The sequence below is a fragment of the Streptomyces sp. NBC_01537 genome (assembly GCF_045040445.1).
In the GTDB taxonomy this organism is placed as follows: Bacteria; Actinomycetota; Actinomycetes; order Streptomycetales; family Streptomycetaceae; genus Actinacidiphila.
This window is the reverse complement of sequence record NZ_CP109392.1, coordinates 4,225,319-4,238,324: the sequence shown is the minus strand read 5'-3', so window position 1 is coordinate 4,238,324 and position 13,006 is coordinate 4,225,319. Positions and strand designations below refer to the sequence as shown.

The window sequence follows — 13,006 nt, the reverse complement described above, 5'->3', positions numbered from 1 at the left end:
CAGCCCAACGGGCCAGCAGTACTGGACGACTGCCTGACCGCCCCTTCGCACACACCCATCGCTGATGGAGGAACCTGTCATGTTCCGAGCCGCACATGCCCACCGGGAACGTCCGTCCGAGCCCATCGACCACCACGACCTGGTGCTGCAACCCCGGGACGTCACCTTCGACTGGGGCACCACCCCGCTGCACTGGCTGCCGGGTGAGCCCTTCGCGACCCACACCTTCGATGTGCTCCACCTCATGCTCCCCGAGCTCGAACGCTGGTTCGTGCGCACCTTCGAGCAGGCGCTGCCACTGATCACCGATGACCGGCTGCGCGAGGACGTACGCGGCTTCATCGGCCAGGAAGCGATGCACGCCGAGGCGCACCAGGGGGTCCTGGAGCACCTGCTCGCCAAGGGGCTGGACCCGGCTCCGTACACCCTGCAGTCCGAATGGATCTTCCGAAGGGTGCTCGGAGACCGGCCGGAGCTGACGCCGGCCGCCACACACGCACACCTCCTCCAACGGCTCGCCCTCGTAGCAGCCTTCGAGCACTTCACCGCGTACATGGGTCACTGGATTCTCAGCAACGGGCACCTGGACCAGGTCGGCGCAGACTCCGCGATGCTCGATCTGTTCCGCTGGCACGGCGCGGAGGAGGTCGAACACCGTTCGGTCGCGTTCGACCTGCTGGTGCATCTCGACCCCCGGTACCGGCGCCGAGTGGTCGGCATGCTCGTCACCGCGCCGGTGCTGACCCGGCTGTGGATCCGCGGAGTCCGCTTCCTGATGAGCGCCGACCCAGAACTCGACGACCGGGTCAAGGTCCGCTTTCGCGACTACCTGGCCGCGGCCCGCAAGGACCTGTTGCCGCCACCGGGCGCGTTCGCCCGCTCGGTACTGCGCTACTTCCGCCCCGGCTACCACCCGACCCAGGAGGGCTCGACCCAGCAGGCGGTCGCCTACCTGGCGGCGTCCCCCGCTGCCCGAGCGGCTGCCCGATGAGCCAGCAACCAGTGAGGCCTCCCATGGACATCAGCACACCCGTCACTCGGCCGCCGGACCTGTACGGCCGACCGCGCAGCGACTCCTTCATGCAGAAGCTGGCGGCTTTCAGCGACAACGCGGTCACTCGCCTCGCGCGGCATAGCACTCCTCCTAGGCGCCCGCCGGCCACCGAGATGCCCCTGATCCGGGAACTGGTGGTCGCCACCAAGCACCAGGAGGCCGAGGATGTCGTCTCCCTGCGGCTGGCAGCGCCCGACGGGGGACTGCTCCCGCCCTGGCAGCCCGGCGCCCACATCGAACTGCACCTGCCCTCCGGCCGCAAGCGGCAGTACTCCCTGTGCGGCGACCCCGCCGACCGGTACCAGTACCGCATCGCGGTGCGCCGCATCGCCAACGGCGGAGGCGGTTCGGCCGAGGTGCACGACACCCTCGGTGACGGTGTGCGGGTCGCCGTCACCGAGCCCCGGAACGCCTTCCCCTTCGCCGCCGAAGCGTTCATCCTGCTCATCGCGGGCGGCATCGGAATCACCCCGATCCTGCCGATGGCCCGGGAAGCCGCCCGACGCGGGCTGGACTGGAGGCTCGTGCACACCGGCCGCAGTCGCGGCTCGATGCCCTTCGCGGCAGAGCTGGCCGAACTCGCGGCCGCCGCCCCTGGCCGGGTCTCCATCCGTCCTGACGACGAGTCCGGCGTGCCCGAAGCCGCCGAGCTGTTGAGCGTGAGCCCGGCGGCGGGTGCGGTGTACTGCTGCGGGCCCGCGCCCATGATCGACGGCGTTCGGCGCGCGTTCGGTGGTAGCCGCGCGTCAGCCCTGCACTTCGAGCGTTTCGCCCCGGCCCCGATCGCAGACGGCCGTCCCTTCGAACTTCAGCTGGGCGACACCGGACGGGTTCTGCCAGTGCCGCACGACCGCTCCGCCCTGGATGTTCTCCACGAGGCCCTGCCAAACCTGCCGTTCTCCTGCCGCCAGGGGTTCTGCGGCACCTGCCGGGTACGGGTGACCCATGGCCATGTCGATCACCGTGACCGGCGGCTCACCGCCACCGAACGCGCGGTTGGCGCCATGCTGCCCTGCGTCTCACGTGCACCGGAAGGAGAGCGGTTGGTGCTGGATGTGTGAGCGATGGCCGAGCGCCCGTAGAGAGCGGCCGTCACTGCGAGGAACCTCAGCGGCAGCTGGAGGTTCCTCGCAGGACGTGCTCCACCAGACGGCGGCGCGGGGCGGTGGGGCAGGCGGTGGCGAGGCAACGACGGAAGCCGCAGGTGGGGCTGTCGGGCAAGTCGTGGGCCGTCTCTGGGCCGTCCGAGGGCGATCGGTGGTGGCCAACAACGACAATCGCGATCACGCCCCTGAGCTGCGCCTACGGTGCAGCTCGGGGGCCCTTGTCTGCTCTGGGCCCACTTTGGGCAAGTGCCGCAGCGCGTGCATGCCGTGCTCGCGGCACGTCGCGCAGCGCTAGTCGCCGGGCGCGGTCACGCATGGACGGCCGGCATCGTGGCGCACGCATCCGCCCGGCGGTACGGCATGCACTCCCCAGCGGATCCCGAACACCAAGGCCGCCGCGGCCGCCAGGAAGACCAAGGCGTGGGCCGATCTGGCCCACCAGCTCTCCCAGCCTCTGACAGTCAGCCCCAGGAACATGACGAACAACCCCGAAAGGCAAATGGCGGCTACGGAGAGGCCCGCTATGAGTATCTGAAACAGCGCCTGATACATGGGACGAGGATGCCCACCCGCGCCCGTGCCCATCCTCGGTTGGGAGGTGCGGCCAGAGGCTCTCCGGGCCCGGAGCCGGGCCCTGTCCGGGCCGTCAATCCTGACGTCGCCACTCGTAGACACCCGGCGACGTCTCGGCGACCTCGCGAGGAAAGGCACCGCGAACCCCGTCGAGCAGAGCGCGCTGCTGAGGCTTGATCCTGAGAATTGGCGTCCGGCCGGAGTTCAACCACGAAACGGACTGGCGGGCCTCCAGCCCGGCATAGAGCGATCCACGACCCGAACACAGACACTGTGCCCACTCGTCCCCGGCCGGTCGGCCAGCCGTATCAGGTCGATGACCTGGGATCCCTCGTCCATGGCAACCCTCTCCGATGCGTCACGCCGCACGATCCTGCCCGACGACCATGCGTGAGCACGGCAGCCGCCACCCCGCCCCGTCACGCGCTCGCGGTGCCTTCCTGGAGCAGGATCGGCTCTGCCCACACCGTGGATACGAAGACCGGGTAGGACTCCATAGCCCGACGATTCAGCACGGCGTCAGCCACGAAAGCGCCGACGTGCTCGTCGGGGGCGACAATCGCTCGGCCACGTCCGCGTAGTCCGACGCGGACCAGGTAACGCAATCCCTCGATCTCCACGACACCGCACTCACCCGCCGACCAGTCCACGGGCTCGGCCAGCTCCTCGACCTGCCAGCCGGCCTTTCGCGCGTGGTGCATCCACACGCCCAGCGCCTGGACCTGATCCTCCGCGAGCCAGCTGGCCGGTCGGGCGATGATCTGAATCGGATCAACGCGCTCTTCCACGTCCCACCCCTCACAGCTCGAACCTGTCGGGCGATCTTGCCAGGCCGAGCGGCCGGCGAGACGCCGGGGTGCTGGAAGGGGGTGGGGTCGGAGCTGCACGAGGCCCCGGGACCGTCAGGCTCGGGGACCTCTACTGAGCCACCCCCCTTGGCCGTCATGCCCATCATCTGAGGCATCGGACCGGCCCAACGCTCAGCAGGCTAACGCCGGCCACTGACAGCGGCGACGGCAGCAGGTCTGACCAGAAATCCCGTGCTTGGTTCAGTCCCGCTGCGGCGGGCCGAGCCTTTCGATGACCTCGCGCATCTCCTCCTCATCAGCCTCGTAGACCGTCTCGCCCATGCGCGGGTCCCGGGCATGGAGCGTGTGGATGAGTGGTCCGTAGGGTGTTCCCAGGTGGACGAGGGAGGCCGACGGGCCGTGGATGGCGCGCTCGGTGCCCGGGCGGGCGGTCAGGTCGATGCGGCTGACGACGCCGGGGGTGACCCAGACGGTCGCCTGCTCCAGGCGCGCCAGAATCTGTAGGTGGAAGTGCCCGCACAGGACGAGCTGGACGTCGGTCCCGCGGATCGCTTCGGCCAGCTCGGCACGGTTCTGCAGGCCCAGCGCCTGCTGGACGTCGACGTCCAGGGCGACCGGCGGGTGGTGAAACGCCAGGACGGTACCCGACGGTGCGGGCGTGGCCAGCAGATCACGGAGCCAGTCGAGCTGGCTGCGGTCCAGTCGACCGTAGCCCTTGCCCGGCACGAGCGTGTCCAGCGTGATCAACCGCCATCCGCCCACAGTGCTTGCTGCCGCCAGCTCACCCGCCGCTCCCTCGTACACCGCCTCGGGCTGACCGTGGCCGCTGCCGAGTACACCGGCGAATGCGGAGCGGTCGTCGTGGTTGCCGGTCGTGTAGAAGACATCCGCCCCTCGTCGGCCGGCGTAGTCGGACAGGAGTAAGTCCGCCCTCGTGTAGGCCTCGCGAGAACCGTCGTCCGAAACATCGCCGGTGACCACTACCGCGTCGAGGTCTTCCAGGTGGTTCAGTTCGGCCAGCAGAAGACGGAGCGCCGCAGTGCCGTCGGCCCCGTCGGCGTCCGGGCCGCCCGACTGGTCGAGATGAGTGTCCGAGAGATGCAGGATGCGCATCGTCCGAAGGTAGCCTCCGGCACCGCGCCGAGCCACGGCCTTCCCTGCCGCTGGACCCTCCTCCTACTCACCATTGCTCAGGATCCTGCGCGGAATCTTCCGAACCGGCAGCACCGGCTCCTACCATGTCGATGTCCGCGCCGGGGCGAGGAGGCGGGGGCTACGGGGGGATGACGGATATGGGCCGCTCACGAGTTTCACGAGTTCGGGTCGCCGGCACTGTGCTGAGCGGGGGCTTCGTTCTCTTCACTCTTGCCCGGATCCTGCACGGCTGGCGGGACTGGGTTTTCGCAACGGCCTTCTACCTTGGCGCGGGTGGCATGGTCTTCCTCTTCATGCAGTGGCGCCAGCACGGCAACCTCGCTGCCCGAGCATGGTGTGTCACGGCGTTCGCAACGTGGATGGCCGCAGTGTTCCTTTTCAATTCCGCCTACATCGTGGCGTCGGTCATCGCTGCCGTGGCGCTCGGCATCGGACTCGTGGGCGCCTTGACGGTGTTCCTGCGGACGAACCGACAGAAAGACGCGAGGGCCCGCCCGGAGTGATCCGGACGGGCCCTCGCCGTGCTGACACCAGCTTCAAAGATCGGCAGTGCCAGCCCTGACGGCTACTTGAGTGCGTCGGAGAAGCTCACCCGCACCGCAACAACGGCGCCCGATGAATCGAGGTCGGCAGACACTGGGAAGTAGCCGTCGCCCCAGCTCGTCATCGCGCACAGCAGTCGGACATCGCCGATATCCACGGTTCCGGCCTCGGCTTCGGAGGCGCGGATCTGGCGCATGACCTGCCAGTGATGCGAATGCGGCCGGAAGTCCACGGCCATGCGGCGTCCAGTTTCCTCCTTCCATCTCAGCAGAGCGCGGGCCTTTTCGATCGCCTCCGGTAGGGCCAGCCCGGTCCACCCCCGGACGCCTTCCTCACCTGGCTCGCCCAGTTCAGGTGCTGCGAACGTCGCGGCGACTTCGTCCGCCGCAGCACCCCAGAATGCGACATCGGCCAAGCCGTCCACAGGCTCGTCGTGCTGCCAGGCGTTCAGTGCATCGGCATCGCCGAAGAGCACCCGGGCCCAGTCGACGCCGATGTCACCCAGCGGCACGGATGACTCCACGAGGGCGTCGCTCATCCGAATCGATATCTGAGACCAGCGCGACCCGACTCCGTCGCCGAAGTCAACGCGCGAGGCCAGCACCGGCAGGTGACGGTCGCGTGGCACGCCACCCACCGCGACGACCGGCACCCCGAACACCAAGAAGCTGCCACCGCCTTCGTCGGCAGTCCGACGCACCCGTTGGGCATGTGGTTCGCGACTCGGCAACGCCTCCAGGCGGGCATCCAAGCCTGCGGTCCGGCAGTGCTCTGCGAACGTCGTCCCCAGTTCCGCGGCCTTGGAAGCCGGGATGTCGTGGAGCATGGCGCCTGGCTGCCGGCCGAAGCTGCGGACCGCTGTCGCAGCGTCCGGGCCGACCACCGCGAAGTCGACCGCGTCGATGACATCAGCAGCCATCATCGGGTCATCGATTCCAAGTGAAGCGGGATCGATCTCCGCCGGCGACCGCTCTCCACTCCACAGCCCCAGGTGACCGCCGTCGATGACAACGAGGTTCCCGGAGGGGCAGTTGATCTCGCCGAGTTTGAAGATCTCGTCCATGGCGCGCAAGCCTACGACCGCCCATCAACTCCCCAGCAGGCACCTCGGGCCGGTGGCCTATTGCTGCAAATGTTCGAATGTCGGTGGATGAGGCGTCCGGGCGTGCGCTAGCTTCTGCCGTCACATCGATCACATCAGTGTCATTTTTTGGGGGGACAGCTGATGCACATGCACATGCCCATGCGCAACCGCGGTCGAAGAGGTCACGGCCGTCTGAGGCCCGGAGCAGTCGCTTTCCTGGTGCTCGCCGCAGCACTCGCCGCAGCCCCGAACGGGCTCGCCAATGCGGCGGAAGCGGGCGGCGCGAGTAACTGCACTTCCAAGACAGGCGCCTTGAATGTCACCGACCTGCCTTCGGGCACGTCGGTGGTGGACTGCGGATTCGTGGGACGGGTCGTGTCCTTCGACGGCCGGAGGCTGACGATCCCGCCGGCGGGGGAGGGAGTCGGCGTCGAGGCGATCCTGGTCAGTGGCGGGACAAGCGGGTTCCATGTCGAGGTCTCCAGCACCGGGACGATCTCGTACGACGTCACGGGCGAGCAGCAGTCGAGCTCATCGGCATCCACGTCGGCGTTCACGTACGCGGTCGATGACGAGGACTTCGACGACACGAGCGATGCCGGTGTCACATCGACCTCGGCGTGCAGTGACGGCGCGCACTCGGGGGAGGACCTCATGGAGTACGACACCTACAACTGGTACGTCGGGGACGGGGCGATGCCCGGCGCCATGACGCAGTCGGAGGCGCACACCGCGTTCGCCGACGCCATCAACAACATCACCGGCAGCTACAACAACTGCGGTTACAGCGACACCGTGAGCGCCACGGCGGCATACCAGGGCACGACGACGTACGAGGCGGACATCAACAGCAGTGGCGACTGCACCGACCGGGACGGGAAGAGCACCTGGGACGCGGGCAACCTGGACTCCGGCACGGTCGCCGAGACCTGCTGGTGGGATACGTCGTACCTCGGGATGGAGAACGACCTCAAGGAGGCCGACGTCCGCTACAACACGACGGACCTCGACTTCACGAACTCCCCTACGAGCAGCTGCACTTCCAAGTACGACATCCGGTCGGTGGGCACCCACGAGGCGGGGCACGTCTTCGGGCTGGGGCACGTCGGGAGCGGCCACTCGAACCTGACCATGTACACCAACTCGTTCCTCTGCTCCACGAAGGCCAGGACCCTGGGCAAGGGTGACATCCTCGGCCTGCGAGACATCTACTGAGGGGACAGTACGGATGACTGCTCGAACCGCGTTCAGCCGGAGCGCCACCATGCGGGCCGTGCTGGCGACGGCTGCGCTGGCCGCTCTCGCCGTCGGATGCACGACAACGTCCGGGAGTTCAGGCGGCGGCGGTGCCGCTTCCTGCGCGAACCGGGTGAAGTTCGACGACCAGACCTACCGGGATCTCGTGAACATCAAGTTCACCGTCGGAGACAAGGTGGGTACCGCCACCACACTGGCCTGCGACGACACGGGCGGCAACAGCGAGAGCGACTCGGCGGACGCGGTCAAGTCGACCGCCTACAAGATCGACGGTCTCGACACCCGCGACGCCATCGCCGTCGGTGACTCACCGGACGACCTCACGTTCTTCGTGGACGACTCCGGCGATCCCCCGGCGGCGGTCCAGAAGCTGATCGACGCCTCGTAGCTCCTGGCATGACAGGGGCCCGCCCGGAGTGATCCGGACGGGCCCTCGCCGTGCTCGTGAGGAATGCTCGCGCAGAGGTGTTGTCAGCAGCCACCACAGCGGCAGGAGCCGCCGGCCTGGCAGCCGCACCCGCAGCCCGAGCCGCAGCCGCACGCTCCGAGTACGGGCAGCTGGGTCCGTACGGGCCGCGGGCCCTGATCAAGTGACGGCTGCTCTCGGACGGTCGGGGGTATGGGGGAGTCCTGCATGGTTACCCTCCTCGGCTCGGGTGCCTGCGGCCAGTGAACGCGACCCGGGGCGGGCGCATCAACGGCGCATTGCAGCACAACGCGGCACAAATCAGAGCATCAGGCGGGCTACGCGGGCTCGGCGGTGATGGGGGTGGGGGGCGGGGTGAGCTCGTCGGCGTGTTCGCCGGTGACGAGGAAGACGACGCGCTTGGCGACGGAGACGGCGTGGTCGGCGAAGCGCTCGTAGTAGCGGCCGATGAGGGTGACGTCGACGGCGGTCTCGATGCCGTGCTTCCAGCGGTCGTCGAGGAGGTGCTGGAAGAGGGCGCGGTGGAGCTCGTCCATGCGGTCGTCGTCCTGCTCGAGCTGGAGGGCGTCGTCGACGTCCTTGGAGACGATGACCTCGGCGGCCTTGGCCATGAGGCGCTGGGCGAGCTGGCCCATCTCCAGGATGGTGCTGTGCAGGTCGCCGGGGACGGCGCTGTTGGGGAAGCGCAGCCGGGCGAGCTTGGCGACGTGGCGCGCCAGGTCGCCGGAGCGCTCCAGGTCGGCGCTCATACGGAGCGAGGTGACGACGATCCGCAGGTCGGTGGCGACCGGCTGCTGGCGGGCCAGCAGGGTGATGGCGCGGTTCTCCAGCTCGCGCTGGAGGTCGTCGACCTTCTCGTCGGCCGCGATCACGCTCTCCGCGATCTTGAGGTCGGAGTCGAGGATTGCCGTGGTGGCACGGCCGATGGCCGAGCCGACGAGGCGGGCCATCTCGACCAGCCCGTCACCGATCGAGTCGAGTTCCTCGTGGTATGCGTCCCGCATCGCTGTCGCTGTCCTTCCATTCCGTCCGCACAGAGGTTTGTGTTTCCTCCACGCTCCCACGCTGATGGGTGAACGCGTACCGGCCTGGCATCCGGGATGAACCGCCCCTGACGTCAGAGTGAACTCTTGGCAACGCGCGTTCGAGGAGTCGCTCCCATGGCTGTGACCAGCCCGATTCGTCAGCCTAGTCTTAAGGACATGGACGTGAACGCGGCAGTCGCCGCAGCAGCAGCGATCGCCGGTCTCCTGACCGGCGTCATCGCGGTGCTCGCGTTCCGCTGGAGCGAGCGGGAACAGGCCCGCCCGACCCGCACCTCCCTGCACACCGACGCCGTGCTGCCGCCCGGGGTGGACACGGTCCTGTCCGTGCTGCGCTCCTCGGCGGTCGTCCTCGACGAGGGCGACACGGTGGTCAAGGCAAGCTCGGCGGCGTATGCCCTCGGGTTGGTACGAGGCGGCCGGCTGGCCGTCGACCAGATGCTGCAGATGGCCCGCGAGACCCGGCGGGACGGCGAGATACGCCAGGTGGAGCTGGACCTGCCACGCCGCGGCGGGGGCCGGGGCGAGGGGCTGGCGGTGTCGGCCCGGGTGGCGCCGCTGGGGTCGCGGCTGGTGCTGCTGCTGGTGGAGGACCTGACCGAGGCGCGCAGGATCGAGGCCGTACGCCGCGACTTCGTCGCGAACGTCAGCCACGAGCTCAAGACCCCGGTCGGCGCGCTGTCGCTGCTGTCCGAAGCGGTGATGGACGCCAGCGAGGACCCGGAAGCGGTGATCCGCTTCGCGGGCCGGATGCAGCACGAGGCCTCCCGCCTCACCAGCCTGGTCCAGGAGATCATCGACCTCTCCCGGGTCCAGGACGACAACCCGCTGGACGACTCCGAGGCGGTCCCGGTCGACGACCTGGTCGCCGAGGCGGTCGACCGCTGCCGCCACCAGGCCAACACCAAGCAGATCACCATGGCCGCAGGCGGCACCCCTGATCTCAAGATCTGGGGCAACCGCGGCCAACTCGCCGCAGCTCTCGGCAATCTCGTCGAGAACGCGGTCAACTACAGCCCGGCCCGCACCCGTGTGGGGATCGCGGGCCGCCGGATCGCCGCCGCCGGCGGCGACCTCATCGAGATCTCCGTGACCGACCAGGGCATCGGCATCTCCGAACGGGACCGGGACCGCATCTTCGAGCGGTTCTACCGGGTCGACCCGGCGCGCTCGCGCCAGACGGGCGGCACCGGCCTCGGTCTGTCCATCGTCAAGCACGTGGCCGCCTCCCACGGCGGAGAGGTCACGGTGTGGAGCGCCGAAGGCCAGGGCTCCACCTTCACCCTGCGGCTCCCGGAAGCCGGGATCGCCCGCGACCATGTCATCGCGTCCGACGAGGACGACGACCGCGACGACCGCGATGACGAGCAGCTGTACGAGCCCTTCCCTGATCACATCCCTGCCCCGGAGGTCCTTCCGTGACCCGTGTACTCGTCGTCGAGGACGAAGAGTCCTTCAGTGACGCGCTGTCGTACATGCTCCGCAAGGAGGGCTTCGAAGTCGCCATCTCGGCGACCGGGCCCGACGCGCTGGACGAATTCGAACGCAATGGCGCCGACCTTGTACTGCTCGACCTGATGCTGCCCGGCCTGCCCGGCACCGAGGTCTGCCGCCAGCTGCGGCTGAAGTCCAATGTCCCGGTCATCATGGTGACCGCCAAGGACAGCGAGATCGACAAGGTCGTCGGCCTGGAAATAGGAGCCGACGACTACGTCACCAAGCCGTTCTCCTCGCGGGAGCTGGTCGCCCGCATCCGGGCCGTCCTGCGCAGGCGCGGCGAGCCCGAGGAGATCTCCCCGGCCGCCCTGGAGGCCGGGCCCGTGCGCATGGACGTCGACCGCCACGTCGTCACCGTCGGCGGCGGCAAGGTCGACCTTCCCCTGAAGGAGTTCGACCTCCTGGAGATGCTCCTGCGCAACGCCGGCCGCGTCCTCACGCGCATGCAGCTCATCGACCGGGTCTGGGGCGCGGACTACGTCGGCGACACCAAGACCCTCGACGTCCACGTCAAGCGCCTGCGCGCCAAGATCGAGCCCGACCCGGGTGCGCCGCGCTACCTCGTCACGGTGCGGGGCCTGGGATACAAGTTCGAGCCGTAAACCGACCCTGAGGTATTAGAGGGCTCAACGCCGGGCGGGCTGATTTTCAGCCCGCCCGGCGTCGTCGTCAGCTCTAGCTCTTGTTGGACGCGGAAGCCGACACCGAGGCGGAGGCGGACGCGGAAGACGAAGCCGTCGGGGAGGCCGACCCGCTCGGCGACGTGCTCGCGGACGCGCTGGGCTTCGCCGTCGGTCCGAAGGACTCGAAGTACCCGGTCGCCGGGCGCACCAGCGCCCGCACCGTCACCGCGCCCGTGTCACTGAGGTCGAACGTGACCTGCTGGAAGTCACCGTCCCGCTTGCCCTCGGCCGTGCCGGGGACGGTCACGGACGCGTTGCCCTTGCCGCCGATCAGCACGGAGCCGTGAGCGGGGACGACGATGGTCTGGCCGCCGTCCTTGTCGCTGAGCGCCGCGTTGCCGCCGGTGCCGAGGGTGACGGTCTCGATGGTCTGGCGGGCGGAGCCGTTGTTGAAGACCCTGGCGGAGACCACGGAGTCGCCGTCGCCACTCTGGGTGAGCACGACCGCGTTCTGGATCTGGATGTCGCCGACGGTGGTCGCGGCGTTGTCGGGCTTGACCTGAAGCGTCTGCGCGTCGTTACCGGCACCGCATGCCGCGGCGAGCGGGGCGATCGAGAGCGCGAGGACGGCGGCAAGGGCGCCGCGACGAAGGCTGCTGCTCACGGCGGCGGCATCTCCTAAGGCAGATAAGGCAAGTAAGGAACTGACAGCGGCCTTAGGTTACCGAGCCGCCGTGGCGCGCCCGCACCCGGCCACCCTTCGGCGAGGCGGGCTCACCCGCGCGGCCCTCGCGCCGCCCCCGCCGGGCGCCTGTCAGGCCCCCGCGCGGCCTCTGCAGGGCGCCTGTCGGGCGCCTGCGCGCCCCCGCCGGGCCCGTCCCGGAATCCATTCCGGGATTCAACCGAAAGATTCCCGCCACTTCATACCGGCCAGGCAAGATCGATTTAACGTTCCCCCGGCACCCGGAAATCCAGAGTTGTACGAAAATTGGATCACCATCGGCCCGTAGATCCGAACGGAGTAGCGGTAGTCCACTCGGGAGGGCCAGACAAATCTGGACGTTACGCCCCTGTTCAAGTGGTTCCTGAGCGTGTAACGGGGGCGTTTCACCCTCCCTGTGCACCCGCTCCGACCTGCGAATACCCCTCCGGGGCAGCCACCTCCAGCACGTCCCGGCCGCACTTGTCAAGCCCCGAGATATGCCCTGACCTGCGAAAACGCCATTCAGAACGGGCCGTTCACGTGTTAGCATGGATAGCCACGGAAGGGGTACCTGTCACATGACGTTCAAGGTTGGCGACACCGTGGTCTATCCCCATCACGGGGCCGCGCTGATCGAGGCTATCGAAATCCGCCAGATCAAGGGCGTGGACAAGACCTACTTGGTGCTCAAGGTCGCCCAGGGCGACTTGACGGTACGTGTGCCCGCGGACAATGCGGAGTTCGTCGGCGTGCGTGACGTGGTCGGTCAAGAGGGACTGGACCGGGTCTTCGAGGTGCTGCGGGCGCCGTACACCGAAGAGCCGACCAACTGGTCCCGCCGCTACAAGGCAAATCTGGAGAAGCTCGCCTCCGGTGACGTCATCAAGGTCGCGGAGGTTGTCCGCGATCTGTGGCGTCGTGAGCGGGAGCGTGGGCTGTCGGCCGGCGAGAAGCGCATGCTTGCCAAGGCCCGTCAGATCCTGGTCAGCGAGCTGGCCCTCGCTGAGAACACCAATGAAGACAAGGCCGAGGCACTGCTCGACGAGGTCCTCGCGTCCTGACGCACGATATGCCGCGGTGCCCGGTGCGATACGCACGCCGGGCACTGCGGCATGCGTGGGCCTGGACGAAA

The 13,006-nt window shown here is 68.5% G+C and carries 14 protein-coding genes; 8 read left to right on the top strand and 6 right to left on the bottom strand.

The genetic code is table 11. The features are described from left to right. Positions 1-79 precede the first annotated feature (79 nt). Both OG607_RS19505 and OG607_RS19500 read left to right on the top strand, forming a co-directional pair. Positions 80-991 (top strand): metal-dependent hydrolase, encoded by a 912-nt coding sequence (locus tag OG607_RS19505; protein WP_405724665.1) that lies wholly within the window; start codon positions 80-82, stop codon positions 989-991. A 23-nt stretch (positions 992-1,014) separates the two neighbouring features. Further along, positions 1,015-2,115 carry a PDR/VanB family oxidoreductase gene (locus tag OG607_RS19500; protein ID WP_405724663.1) on the top strand — a complete coding sequence of 367 codons (1,101 nt, stop codon included), beginning with the start codon at positions 1,015-1,017 and terminating at the stop codon, positions 2,113-2,115. A 336-nt stretch (positions 2,116-2,451) separates the two neighbouring features. Here OG607_RS19500 and OG607_RS19495 read toward each other — a convergent pair whose 3' ends face one another. The 3 genes from OG607_RS19495 to OG607_RS19485 form a co-directional block, all read right to left on the bottom strand. Beyond that, positions 2,452-2,712 carry a hypothetical protein gene (locus OG607_RS19495; protein ID WP_405724661.1) on the bottom strand — a complete coding sequence of 87 codons (261 nt, stop codon included), beginning with the start codon at positions 2,710-2,712 and terminating at the stop codon, positions 2,452-2,454. A 440-nt stretch (positions 2,713-3,152) separates the two neighbouring features. Next, positions 3,153-3,521, bottom strand: a complete 369-nt coding sequence (locus OG607_RS19490) for a hypothetical protein (protein WP_405724659.1) — start codon at positions 3,519-3,521, stop codon at positions 3,153-3,155. Between the two features lie 261 nt (positions 3,522-3,782). Continuing rightward, positions 3,783-4,655, bottom strand: a complete 873-nt coding sequence (locus tag OG607_RS19485; protein WP_405724657.1) for a metallophosphoesterase family protein — start codon at positions 4,653-4,655, stop codon at positions 3,783-3,785. A gap of 179 nt (positions 4,656-4,834) precedes the next feature. Here OG607_RS19485 and OG607_RS19480 point away from each other — a divergent pair, with 179 nt between their 5' ends. Continuing rightward, positions 4,835-5,200 carry a hypothetical protein gene (locus OG607_RS19480; RefSeq protein WP_405724655.1) on the top strand — a complete coding sequence of 122 codons (366 nt, stop codon included), beginning with the start codon at positions 4,835-4,837 and terminating at the stop codon, positions 5,198-5,200. A 62-nt stretch (positions 5,201-5,262) separates the two neighbouring features. Here the strand turns inward: OG607_RS19480 and OG607_RS19475 are convergent, their stop codons facing one another. Beyond that, the gene (locus OG607_RS19475) at positions 5,263-6,303 is read right to left on the bottom strand and encodes a hypothetical protein (protein ID WP_405724653.1); all 1,041 of its coding nucleotides are present in this window, start codon (positions 6,301-6,303) and stop codon (positions 5,263-5,265) included. A gap of 240 nt (positions 6,304-6,543) precedes the next feature. Between OG607_RS19475 and OG607_RS19470 the strand changes: the two genes are divergently transcribed. Further along, entirely contained in the window at positions 6,544-7,539 is a 996-nt protein-coding gene (locus OG607_RS19470; RefSeq protein ID WP_405724651.1) for a matrixin family metalloprotease, read from the top strand. Positions 7,540-7,552: 13 nt separating this feature from the next. Beyond that, positions 7,553-7,969: a DUF6281 family protein gene (locus OG607_RS19465; RefSeq protein ID WP_405724649.1), complete on the top strand. Its 417-nt coding sequence runs from the start codon at positions 7,553-7,555 to the stop codon at positions 7,967-7,969. A gap of 356 nt (positions 7,970-8,325) precedes the next feature. Here OG607_RS19465 and phoU read toward each other — a convergent pair whose 3' ends face one another. Next, a complete protein-coding gene (gene phoU / locus OG607_RS19460; protein ID WP_405724647.1) occupies positions 8,326-9,012 on the bottom strand; it encodes a phosphate signaling complex protein PhoU in 687 nt (228 codons plus the stop codon). Between the two features lie 198 nt (positions 9,013-9,210). On the opposite strand from phoU, the gene OG607_RS19455 reads away from it, so the two are divergent. Then, positions 9,211-10,473: a sensor histidine kinase gene (locus tag OG607_RS19455; RefSeq protein WP_405724645.1), complete on the top strand. Its 1,263-nt coding sequence runs from the start codon at positions 9,211-9,213 to the stop codon at positions 10,471-10,473. Further along, positions 10,470-11,150, top strand: coding sequence for a response regulator transcription factor (locus OG607_RS19450; RefSeq protein WP_031525271.1), 681 nt, complete (start codon positions 10,470-10,472; stop codon positions 11,148-11,150). The genes OG607_RS19455 and OG607_RS19450 overlap by 4 nt, the downstream gene beginning before the upstream one ends. A 73-nt stretch (positions 11,151-11,223) precedes the next feature. On the opposite strand, the gene OG607_RS19445 is transcribed toward OG607_RS19450, so the two are convergent. Beyond that, positions 11,224-11,835 (bottom strand): DUF461 domain-containing protein, encoded by a 612-nt coding sequence (locus OG607_RS19445; RefSeq protein WP_405724642.1) that lies wholly within the window; start codon positions 11,833-11,835, stop codon positions 11,224-11,226. A 617-nt stretch (positions 11,836-12,452) separates the two neighbouring features. On the opposite strand from OG607_RS19445, the gene OG607_RS19440 reads away from it, so the two are divergent. After that, positions 12,453-12,935, top strand: a complete 483-nt coding sequence (locus OG607_RS19440) for a CarD family transcriptional regulator (protein ID WP_033174074.1) — start codon at positions 12,453-12,455, stop codon at positions 12,933-12,935. Positions 12,936-13,006 lie beyond the last annotated feature (71 nt).

Bases quoted from the DNA above. Each gene is read 5' to 3' on its own strand.
- OG607_RS19505 (WP_405724665.1), top strand. From the start codon at position 80: ATGTTCCGAGCCGCACATGCCCACCGGGAACGTCCGTCCGAGCCCATC.
- OG607_RS19495 (WP_405724661.1), bottom strand. From the start codon at position 2,712: ATGTATCAGGCGCTGTTTCAGATACTCATAGCGGGCCTCTCCGTAGCC.
- OG607_RS19500 (WP_405724663.1), top strand. From the start codon at position 1,015: ATGGACATCAGCACACCCGTCACTCGGCCGCCGGACCTGTACGGCCGA.
- OG607_RS19485 (WP_405724657.1), bottom strand. From the start codon at position 4,655: ATGCGCATCCTGCATCTCTCGGACACTCATCTCGACCAGTCGGGCGGC.
- OG607_RS19440 (WP_033174074.1), top strand. From the start codon at position 12,453: ATGACGTTCAAGGTTGGCGACACCGTGGTCTATCCCCATCACGGGGCC.
- OG607_RS19465 (WP_405724649.1), top strand. From the start codon at position 7,553: ATGACTGCTCGAACCGCGTTCAGCCGGAGCGCCACCATGCGGGCCGTG.
- OG607_RS19455 (WP_405724645.1), top strand. From the start codon at position 9,211: ATGGACGTGAACGCGGCAGTCGCCGCAGCAGCAGCGATCGCCGGTCTC.
- OG607_RS19480 (WP_405724655.1), top strand. From the start codon at position 4,835: ATGGGCCGCTCACGAGTTTCACGAGTTCGGGTCGCCGGCACTGTGCTG.
- phoU (WP_405724647.1), bottom strand. From the start codon at position 9,012: ATGCGGGACGCATACCACGAGGAACTCGACTCGATCGGTGACGGGCTG.
- OG607_RS19475 (WP_405724653.1), bottom strand. From the start codon at position 6,303: ATGGACGAGATCTTCAAACTCGGCGAGATCAACTGCCCCTCCGGGAAC.